Source organism: Nitrospirota bacterium (assembly GCA_016214385.1).
GTDB lineage: Bacteria > Nitrospirota > Thermodesulfovibrionia > UBA6902 > JACROP01 > JACROP01.
The window spans coordinates 18,968-28,708 of record JACROP010000069.1 but is presented as its reverse complement, the minus strand read 5'-3'; the positions used below and the strand labels follow the sequence as shown (position 1 = coordinate 28,708).

The window sequence follows — 9,741 nt, the reverse complement described above, 5'->3', positions numbered from 1 at the left end:
AGCCTCCGTAAAACCCTCAGAAAGGCCAAAACTTGCACTCAAACATTTTGACTGGAGGTTTAAGTCTTTTGTCTTTATCGCGGGTCTTTTTGCAGTGGGTAACTCCAGCAATGTGTTTCTGATACTGAGGGCCCAGCAGATCGGTATTCCAACGGTTATGATACCTGTTGTTTATCTCCTGTTTAACCTCATCTATTCGGTATCAGCCATTCCTGCTGGCATAGCGGCAGATAAGTTCGGAAAAAAGAGGGTTATACTTTCTGGATTTGTTTTATTTGCAATACTCTATTATGGCTTTGCTGTTGCATCGGATACAAAGACTGTCTGGATATTATTTGCTTTTTATGGACTCTTCATGGGACTGACAGAGGGAATACAAAAGGCATTCCTTACTACCATAATCCCGTCAGACTTTAAGGCAACAGCCTTTGGGGTCTATAATACTGTTGTAGGTATCGCCATGTTTCCGGCAAGTCTCATAGGGGGATGGCTCTGGGATAATATTTCTCCGTCTGCGACATTTTATTTCGGTGCCATAACAGCATGTCTATCTGCTGCCTTTTTTATTGTGTTTATAATTGTATTCAGAAAAAGTGGAAAAAGACTGAAGGCAACTCTGCGATTTTAGCTTGCCAAATAATCTCCAATCAAATTACAATAGCAAGGCTTTAAAAAGTTAAAATATGCTTGATAAAGAACCGCCCATAAAAGGGATAATAAAATCCCTCGGTCTCGTCTTCGGAGACATCGGGACAAGCCCAATATATACCCTCACTGTCATCTTTCTTCTCACAAAACCCACCGAGGCAAATGTAATGGGTGTCCTCTCTCTTATTGTCTGGACATTGGTTATACTCGTAACAATAGAGTATGCGTGGCTTGCCATGAGCCTTGGAAAGAAGGGCGAAGGCGGCACTATCGTTCTTAAAGAATTACTTGTCCCCCTGCTTAGGTCAGGCAGAAAGGTGGCATTTGTTACACTCCTATCATTCATTGGCATATCCCTTCTCGTTGGTGATGGTATTATCACCCCTGCCATAAGCATACTCAGTGCTGTTGAGGGTTCACTCCTCATTCCGGGCTTTGAACATACGAGACAGGAGATGCTTATTCTTATTGCAGGTATAATTGCGATAGTTTTATTTATTTTTCAGAGAAGGGGGACTGAAAAGGTTGCAGGTGCTTTCGGGCCATTGATGGTTTTGTGGTTTTTATCACTGTCAGTTTCAGGAATTTCCTCAATACTTCAAGTGCCATCCGTTATTAAGGCTGTAAATCCATATTATGCCTTTAAATTTCTCTCAGACAACGGCATTGCGGGATTCTTTGTGCTTTCAGAGGTCATCCTCTGTGCTACAGGTGGCGAGGCATTATACGCTGATATGGGACATTTAGGCAGAAAGCCCATTGTCAGGGCATGGTATTTTGTGTTTGCCGCCCTTTTGTTGAATTACCTCGGTCAGGGCGCATATGTCATCCTGCATCCCGATGCAAAAAATGTTCTCTTTGAGATGGTTTTCCATCAGGTGCCCCTTCTTTATATACCATTTCTTGTGCTCAGCATTACTGCTACAGTTATAGCATCTCAGGCAATGATCAGCGGGATGTTTTCCATAGTCTATCAGGGCATTCAAACCCGTGTTATGCCGATGTTTAAGGTTGACTATACATCTGCTGAATTGAGGGCGCAGATATACATAGGTCTTGTCAACTGGTTCCTGCTTGCCTCTGTCTTATTTATCATGTATGAGTTTAAGGAATCACACAGGCTCGCTGCTGCCTATGGCCTGGCGGTCACAGGAACCATGACCCTCACAGGCATAATGATGACATGGATATTTTATTTGAAGAAAAAGCCGATGCTGGCAATTATTTCCTTCCTTGTTACATTTGTTGATGTTATATATCTCAGTGCAAACTTCTACAAAATACCTCATGGTGGCTACTGGTCATTGATACTTGCCTTAATTCCATTTTTAACTGTAACGCTTTATACACGTGGACAGAAGAAGCTTTACAGGATGATGCAGTTTATGCCACTGGATGAGTTTCTTCATAAGTTTAATAGGGTATATGCCACAGCCAAAAAGATTGAAGGCACGGCGCTATTCCTCATAAAAGATGTGAAGGAAATACCCTTCTACATTACACAGACTATGTTCTTCCATGGCATCATATACGAGGACAACATCTTTGTGTCAATAATCAAACGTGATGACCCTTTTGGTGTTATAGGTTTCTTTAAAGAGGACATTACAAAGGGGCTCAGGTTATTTGAGATACAGTACGGATACATGGAAGTAGTGAATGTTGAGGAAATCTTGAGGGAGGCCGGGATTGAGGAAAAAACAATATTTTACGGTATTGAAGATATAACGACAAGAAGCGTGATATGGAAGATATTTTCAATAATAAAGAAAGTAACACCTGCATTTGTTCATTTCTATAAACTTCCATCCCGAAAGCTTCATGGGGTTATTACCAGAGTTGAGATGTAGGCATGAAATGAAGAAGCTTTATATGTGACCGAGATTTATTGTGTTTTATTGAGACCCCATGCCCGATACTGGCAGTCAGGAGAAACAGGAAGAATTGAGTTCTTTAAAAATTTAAAAAGGGGGGCAGAGGCTTTCTGCCCCCCTTTTTTCTTCTGACTTCTAATCCCTGAACCTATCAGGAACAGGTTTATGAGGTGTAGTTGAGGACAAAGCTTATAGCAGCGGCTATTGCAAAAAAGACCGCAGCCAGGATAACCACCTGCTTCATTCGTTACTCCTCCTGTTGTATATGTACTGCTTTAATCCCGAGAATCGGAACTAAACTATTTAAAGAATAAATTTTTAAATCAATTTTGTCAAGTGAAAAAATAAAAATTTTGTAAGTTAAGGATTTTTTAGAAAAATCCAGCGATTTTGAGTGTCAGAATAATTCCAATAAAGATAAACAATTCCAGTATTGTTATCTTGATGACCAGAATAGAAATCTTGCGTTGTGACGGGCTCATTGGAATCCAAAAACGGTCCATGAAACAGAGAAAACCCTTTCGCCAGAGAGTAGGTTTTTCATAAAGGCGCAGATACTCGCCAATGCTCCTGAGCCAGAATTGAATCTCTCTGAGGTTTTTTCTTGAAAGCGCTTCAGACTCTTCCTCGGAACACATGAAAGATTCCCTTTGTGTAATACGCACTTTTCCTGAAACATCCTCCAGATGATAGGTTCGCTCAACAGTCTTATCGCCAGATATGTTGAGTGCTAAAAACTCATTTTCCCTCAGCTCGTTAACCTTCATAATACAATTCAATTCAGATTCGTCCTCGTACCTGACTAATTTAATTGAATATTGACTGTTTATCTGTAGGGGATATGATACAGGGGGCTCTATAGACTTAACTTCCCGGTATGGAGAAAGCCTGTAAATTTTCTCAATGTCAGAAAGGATAGCGAATACCTTAGATTTATCCAGGCTGACTTCTATACTGGCCTCAACACTAAACTCTTTCATTTCACTTAACCATTAAGATGGCCCTGCTGGAATGTTTTATAAGTTTTTGAAAAGGTATCTTTGCCTTATATTCTTCAGACCGTCTATTGGATGGCCCTCCCATTACAATCAAGTCAGCATCCAGTCTCTCAGCAGCTTCTAAAATTACTTTAACAGGTTCTCCCACAACCTTCTCTGTCTCAATTGTTATCCCCATATCATGCGCCCTTTTTGTAAATGCATTTAAAACCTCGTTGGCACGCCTTTCAAGCTCATCTTCTACATGACGATAAAATTGCATCCTGGTCTCTGAGGTATTAAGCCAGTCAATCCCGGCTATTGAACTCCAGCCCTTATGGATTATGTAGAGGCCATAAACAGATGCACCTAAGGCTTTTGCCATATTAAGTGCATACTCTTCAGCCTTGCGTGCTCCTTCAGTGCCATGGGTTGGAACTAAAATTCTTTTAATCACCGATTGTCTTGCCTCTCTACGAGTTATGGGCTTTTAAAAAAAAAGGGGGAGCTTATTCTTACTAAGACTCCCCCTCTGAAATTCAATCTTTTACGGCCTTCTCTTGCCTACTTCAGGAAGATAATCACGATGAACGCGAGTACGAAGGCAATGATAAGGGCCGTAAGGTCTTCCCTGCGCTCTGATGTGAATACGCTGAGCGCCCTCTCTTCCATTTCTTTAATCTCTGCTGCAGTTGCTCTTTGTTCTGCCATAATACCTCCTTAATATATCTCAACCACTGATTAGATAGCTCCCTTAATCAGCCACAGGCACACAAAGAAGGACAGGATTGCCTTTGCACTACCAGCAATAACTCCGATGATTGCTGCCTTTCCACCTGCCTGTTTCATAGTCTCCCATGTTATCTGCATCCCTAAGCCAATCAGGCCATAGGCAAAAAACCATATCATATACTCCCTCATGGTCGTCAAGGTTGGTGGTGTCTTCTGTACCTTTTTGTCTGCCCCTTTAAGGATTTTCTTTGTGTCCTTGTCTGCAACCTCTGTGGCTTTTGCAATATGGTCTGTCTGGGCTGCGTTGGTAATCTGTTTGTCAGCTACGAGTTTTTCCAGCGCAGATTTTACTTCAGGAATAGTAACTTTGCCTGAGTCTATCAATGCCTGAACTTTTGCCAATTCTTCTGGCTTAAGCTGTTTTTTTGCATCGGGTTTGAAGTTATACCAGTGTTTTCCATATAATTCATAATTAGACGGTGTAAATACTCCAGTAGAACTAAAGGCGAACATGAGGATAAACCCGAGGACAAAGATGGGGAACTTGTCAATAAGCACTTTACCGAGGCTAACCTTGGTCTTTAGCTCCTCTTCTTCTTCACCTTTTGCATACCAGACTGCAAGCAGGATAACAATAAATGGCAGGAAGAGCACGCGGGTGATATTGAAAATCTCTGCTACTTTCAGAGTCTCAATGGTCTTCGGGTCAAAAATTAAGGCTGCTGCTGCAACCTGTGCTGAGTTAAGTATACCTGTGCCTGCCCAGGCGCCAAACTGAAGCTCATTCATTCCTGCAAGTCGGCCAATTGTTGGAAATGTAAAGAGACCTATAACACCGATAAGGAGCACCATTCCAATAGTATAGGCCATGTCAATACCCCTTGCCTTAACAACAGGTGCTGCTGCAACTGCTGCAGACACACCGCAGACTCCAAGGCCTGATGAAAGAACTCCTGTAAGGGACCTGTTTGCACCCATTATCTGACCGAGCCACAAAACCATTATCACTGTGCCCATAACAAAGAACCCTATCATCACAACACTAAGCCTGCCCATGTATTTGAGCTCTGTAATGCTATACATGGCTCCCAAGGTAATAACACCCATTTTAAGGACAAGTCTCGCTGTCTTTACGCCAGGCCTCATCCAGTTTGGTATGCCTATGATATTGACCCATAGGATACCAACAATAATCCCGAGGAAGATGTAATTCAATCCGAACATCGCGGCAAAGTCGAATGTAAGGGCAGGCTCGGCAGCTTTGCCCCAGATCTTAAAGAGCGATTCTACGTAATAGCGGACAAAGAGCGCTACCATTATAACAATGCCCACACCAGCTATTGGTGCCCTGACAATCTTATCGAACTTGGAATCTCCAATAGGGATAGCTAAATTCCACAACCCTAAAACCATAGTCACTATCCCAGCCCAGAGGGCTACTACATACTGGTCAGGAATATGTTTGGTCTGTCCGAGAAATTCCATAACTCCACTTAAAAGTGTGGTGTACTGAATGATTAGGGCGTAAAGAAGCAACACAATACCCACAATTAATGCTGCAGGTGACCTTTGCTGATTACCCATTTTTCCTCCTTTTGATTCTCAAAGAAGATTAGAATGAAATAATATTCATTCCCCTTGTGCCTTTTTCTTAAAATTTCTCCGCTCTCACCTCCCCCCTCATTTGTGAGAAACAAATTTTCTAAGAATAGAGCTTACGCAGTATAGGTCAGTATAAGGCTTATTATTATAGCCAGAGCAAAGAAAATTAAAGCTAAGATTACTACCTGTTTCATGAATCGATTTCTCCCCCACCAGCTTTATTTTACCTATTATAGGAATTAACATAGAATTGTCAACTTATTTTACAAGACTTAAGTTATTTAAAAATTTTCAACCTGCATATTGCTATGCTGAGTTCAGCACAGCAATAAAGCAAACATCCTCTTCATTTTAATTAAAGCAATTTATAATACCCTTATCCTTTAATTCATAAAGTAAAAACTAAAAAAATAATACCAAGTATTTGATTTTAAAAGATTTCTATATTATCTTCACCCCTCCTGGAGGACAAAAATATATAAAAATGAAATAATTATTGCTAATCAGACCATCAAAAATTTATTAATTTTCTGGCTAAGGCTCTTTTGTTTTAAACATATATATAGTTCAATCAAATAGGATTGTCAAGACCTTTTCTCACTAAAATCCTTTTTAGCAGAATTAAAATGTCCCACAATTCCTCTCGTGTTATCAAACGTCTTTTGGTGAAAATGCCTTTAACCTCGCTAAGTGGCTTTTTTCCTCATTTATTATTTCATCAATAACATCCTTTTCCTTCACAACACTTCTCATACCTATAAAATAGAGCAGTGTTTCCTTTTCAAAGGCAATTGCCTTTTCAATTGCCTCTTTTTTAGATTTAACATTCAGCATTGATGACAGGGCATTACCACTTCCAAGGAAAAACTGGGATTCAGCAATTGCTTTCATGTAAGGGGCTATCTCAGACCAATCGCCAGACGGCGTATCGTCTCTTATTATTTCAAGGAGTTCAGCAAAGCTTTTTGCATGCTGTTTTTCCCTCATTTTTAAACTATAGGTCTTATAAGTCTTATAAGACCTATTTTCTTCAATATCTCCAAACTTCTCACTTAGCCTTGCATAAAAATCCGCACCGAGTTTCTCTGTTTGAATAGCCTGCTCAATAACCTCCGCTAAAGAAAATTTCTCTGTCATCTGGCCTCCCTACGGGTCGTAGACCTTCTATGAGTTATCGGCGGAGTTTTGAACCATCATACGGGCAGAAAAGCCACCCTGCACTCATGTCACGGTTACATGTGCTACATTTTCTCTGTAGCATGAGTCTGGCTGCCTCAAGATCAATAATCTTGTTATCCACCTCTAATTCAGCTATGGCTGAAAAGACAACAAATACGCGCTCATTGTTACTTAAGGGGTCAGCAGGTGTTAAAAAAAATCCTGGCCTGTTAAGGCGGAAGCTATTGGAAAATCCTCTTATTTCCTCGCCATCAAAAAAAATCACTCTTATTTTTTTCCCGGGGACAGGAGGTAACCTCTTCGGAAGTCCAGGCCTCGATAAATGGGCATCAGGCCGACCCTCAAGACTTTTCACGAAAAATACTGCTTTTAGATTGTCTACTATTATCTCCTTTACTTCCGTGCTCGCTCCTCCTCCCACAGACACATGAAAAACAGCCCTGCTCGGGACAAAATCTCCTGTAGTGCCCTTAATCATTTTCCCGCTTCTTTCTCTTACCACCACTTTGACTTCTGCCATTAAGTCTCCTTGTTAACCAATAGTCTATAGCCAATAGTCATCAACTAATTCCTGAACCTGTCAGGAACAGGTTTAAAAATATCAAGAGTTATCCTGCTGTCAAGTCTTTTAAGCCCTGCTTTTAAAGCAGCTTCTATGGCTTTTCTGTACTCCTCAACAGTAATCCTTCTATCGAGGGGTGGATTGTCAAATGCCTTATAACACGGATAGTACTGGGCCATTATGTTTGTATAAGTATTCGGGGAAATCTCCTCGACTAAAAATCTTGCGACCTCTTCTGTGCCTGCCAGACCTTCTGGAAGGACAAGGTGCCTTACAAGGAGCCCTCGCAGTGCAATTCCCTCTTCATTTATAATTAAGTCGCCTACCTGCCTGTGCATTTCCTTTATTGCTGCCTTTGCAACCTGAGGATAGTCTCTGGCCTTTGAATATTTCATGGCAACCGCAGGGTCTGCATATTTGAAATCAGGCATGTAAATATCAACAATACCATCAAGGATTTGCAGGGTTTCTACTGACTCGTATCCCCCGCTGTTATAGACAATTGGAAGCTCCAGGCCTGTATGAATTGCGATTTCGAGGGCCCTTAAAATCATTGGCACCTGATGTGTTGGAGTAACAAGGTTTATATTATGACAGCCCTCCTGTTGCAGGTAAATCATTATCTGTGCAAGTTTTTCAAAAGATATCTCATCACCCTGGCCAAGATGGCTTATGGTCCAGTTCTGGCAGAAAAGGCATCTGAGATTGCACTGGGTAAAAAAGATTGTCCCTGAGCCGTGCCGGCCAACAAGTGGCCTTTCCTCTCCAAAATGGGGATTCCAGCTTGATACAAAAGGCTTATCCCCTGTCTTGCAGATACCCCTCTCACCTGAAGTCCTGTCAACCTTACAATTCCTCGGACACAGCGTGCAGTCTTTAAGAATGGCTTCGGCTTTTTGAATCTTCTCTCTGAGGACTTCTCTTGAGAGCTTTAGATAAGCAGGCTTAAACTCGGATAGTGGTTCTCTATGCACTCTTTTTGTCTTATAAAACACAAAATTCTCCCCCGAAGCATCGGGGCACCCTGTTAAATTATATCAGATTTCGCTCAGTTGCCCCGCCAGTGTCGGGGCAGCGACCTGGCGGTCCCAACGGGAGTCGAACCCGTGTTTTAGCCTTGAGAGGGCCACGTCCTGGGCCACTAGACGATGGGACCAGACGAATTGAAAATTGAAAACTGTAAATTTAAAATTTAAAATTTTCAATCTTCAATTTAAAATTATTTTGGCTGGGGAGAGAGGATTCGAACCCCTGTAAGCAGATCCAGAGTCTGCCGTCCTGCCGCTGGACGACTCCCCAAAAACTTGAAAATAATAACGTTAACTATGTCTTATGTCAAGGCAGGGTGTCGATGGGACCAGACGAATTGAAAATTGAAAACTGTAAATTTAAAATTATTTTGGCTGGGGAGAGGCTGTCAAGTTATTTTCACCTTTCAGGACAGGCGAGACGCCTGTCCTACCGCGTTTTAAAAAGTCTAAATCTGGATTAGGGTCGATTAATTTATGAGACAGAACGCTCTGTGTTTAGCTCGGGATTTATTAACACAGCATCGTGGCGGCTGGTCTTAACGATAACCTTTCTGCCCTTTACTTCAAGCCTACCTTCTGAAAATAGCTTGATGGCCGCTGGATAAATCCTGTGCTCCTGCTTTAAAATCCTCTCAGAAAGGCTCTCTTCAGTATCATCGTCATAAACAGGCACAGCAGCCTGAATGATTATTGGCCCGGTATCCATACCCTCATCCACAAAATGAACCGTGCAGCCTGAAATCTTAACCCCATAATCAGATGCCTGTTTCTGCCCATGCAGCCCCGGGAAAGAAGGTAGAATCGCGGGATGGATGTTCATGACCCGATTTCTATACTGCTCGATTAAAGGTTTACCGACTATTCTCATAAAACCGGCTAATATAACTAATTCAACCGACCTGTTTTTAAGCTCATCTGCGATGCGGAAGTAATAGGAATCCTTATCTTTAAAATCCTTTGGGTTTATATAAAGAGCCTCTATGCCATGTTTTCTGGCCCTTTCAAGGGCGTATGCTTTCGGGTTATCACTTATTAGGACAGCGATTTTTGCCTTCAGAAATCCGGAAGATATGCTGTCGAGGATAGATTGAAAATTTGAACCCCTTCCAGATGCAAGTACGCCAAGGGTTAGCATC

At 41.6% G+C, this 9,741-nt stretch carries 11 protein-coding genes and 2 tRNA genes; 3 read left to right on the top strand and 10 right to left on the bottom strand.

Features of this window, described 5'->3' with window-relative positions; all coding sequences use genetic code 11:
- The 3 genes from HZC12_04230 to HZC12_04220 form a co-directional block, all read left to right on the top strand.
- Positions 1-628: MFS transporter (locus tag HZC12_04230; protein ID MBI5025934.1), on the top strand; the 628-nt coding region annotated here is incomplete at its 5' end.
- 55 nt (positions 629-683) lie between these two features.
- A complete protein-coding gene (locus HZC12_04225) occupies positions 684-2,498 on the top strand; it encodes a KUP/HAK/KT family potassium transporter (protein MBI5025933.1) in 1,815 nt (604 codons plus the stop codon).
- A 200-nt stretch (positions 2,499-2,698) separates the two neighbouring features.
- Positions 2,699-2,836: a hypothetical protein gene (locus tag HZC12_04220; GenBank protein MBI5025932.1), complete on the top strand. Its 138-nt coding sequence runs from the start codon at positions 2,699-2,701 to the stop codon at positions 2,834-2,836.
- Between the two features lie 57 nt (positions 2,837-2,893).
- Here the strand turns inward: HZC12_04220 and HZC12_04215 are convergent, their stop codons facing one another.
- The 10 genes from HZC12_04215 to HZC12_04170 form a co-directional block, all read right to left on the bottom strand.
- The gene (locus HZC12_04215; GenBank protein MBI5025931.1) at positions 2,894-3,502 is read right to left on the bottom strand and encodes an SRPBCC family protein; all 609 of its coding nucleotides are present in this window, start codon (positions 3,500-3,502) and stop codon (positions 2,894-2,896) included.
- A gap of 1 nt (position 3,503) precedes the next feature.
- The gene (locus HZC12_04210; protein MBI5025930.1) at positions 3,504-3,956 is read right to left on the bottom strand and encodes a universal stress protein; all 453 of its coding nucleotides are present in this window, start codon (positions 3,954-3,956) and stop codon (positions 3,504-3,506) included.
- Positions 3,957-4,063: 107 nt separating this feature from the next.
- On the bottom strand, positions 4,064-4,210 hold the full coding sequence (locus HZC12_04205; GenBank protein ID MBI5025929.1) for a hypothetical protein: 147 nt from the start codon (positions 4,208-4,210) through the stop codon (positions 4,064-4,066).
- A 30-nt stretch (positions 4,211-4,240) separates the two neighbouring features.
- Positions 4,241-5,815 (bottom strand): putative sulfate exporter family transporter, encoded by a 1,575-nt coding sequence (locus HZC12_04200; protein ID MBI5025928.1) that lies wholly within the window; start codon positions 5,813-5,815, stop codon positions 4,241-4,243.
- Positions 5,816-6,484: 669 nt separating this feature from the next.
- Positions 6,485-6,970, bottom strand: coding sequence for a hypothetical protein (locus HZC12_04195; protein MBI5025927.1), 486 nt, complete (start codon positions 6,968-6,970; stop codon positions 6,485-6,487).
- A gap of 34 nt (positions 6,971-7,004) precedes the next feature.
- Positions 7,005-7,532: a zinc ribbon domain-containing protein gene (locus tag HZC12_04190; GenBank protein ID MBI5025926.1), complete on the bottom strand. Its 528-nt coding sequence runs from the start codon at positions 7,530-7,532 to the stop codon at positions 7,005-7,007.
- 44 nt (positions 7,533-7,576) lie between these two features.
- Positions 7,577-8,548 (bottom strand): radical SAM protein, encoded by a 972-nt coding sequence (locus tag HZC12_04185; GenBank protein ID MBI5025925.1) that lies wholly within the window; start codon positions 8,546-8,548, stop codon positions 7,577-7,579.
- A 106-nt stretch (positions 8,549-8,654) separates the two neighbouring features.
- Positions 8,655-8,730 (bottom strand) — tRNA-Glu (locus HZC12_04180).
- Between the two features lie 69 nt (positions 8,731-8,799).
- Positions 8,800-8,873: transfer RNA gene (locus tag HZC12_04175), tRNA-Gln, on the bottom strand.
- A gap of 204 nt (positions 8,874-9,077) precedes the next feature.
- Complete coding sequence (locus HZC12_04170; protein MBI5025924.1) at positions 9,078-9,740, bottom strand: phosphoribosylglycinamide formyltransferase; 663 nt, start codon at positions 9,738-9,740, stop codon at positions 9,078-9,080.
- Position 9,741: the final 1 nt, after the last annotated feature.

What these genes read in the sequence shown, in the direction of transcription:
- HZC12_04215 (MBI5025931.1), bottom strand. Translation starts at nt 3,502, where the DNA reads ATGAAAGAGTTTAGTGTTGAGGCCAGTATAGAAGTCAGCCTGGATAAA.
- HZC12_04225 (MBI5025933.1), top strand. Translation starts at nt 684, where the DNA reads ATGCTTGATAAAGAACCGCCCATAAAAGGGATAATAAAATCCCTCGGT.
- HZC12_04195 (MBI5025927.1), bottom strand. Translation starts at nt 6,970, where the DNA reads ATGACAGAGAAATTTTCTTTAGCGGAGGTTATTGAGCAGGCTATTCAA.
- HZC12_04200 (MBI5025928.1), bottom strand. Translation starts at nt 5,815, where the DNA reads ATGGGTAATCAGCAAAGGTCACCTGCAGCATTAATTGTGGGTATTGTG.
- HZC12_04170 (MBI5025924.1), bottom strand. Translation starts at nt 9,740, where the DNA reads ATGCTAACCCTTGGCGTACTTGCATCTGGAAGGGGTTCAAATTTTCAA.
- HZC12_04205 (MBI5025929.1), bottom strand. Translation starts at nt 4,210, where the DNA reads ATGGCAGAACAAAGAGCAACTGCAGCAGAGATTAAAGAAATGGAAGAG.
- HZC12_04190 (MBI5025926.1), bottom strand. Translation starts at nt 7,532, where the DNA reads ATGGCAGAAGTCAAAGTGGTGGTAAGAGAAAGAAGCGGGAAAATGATT.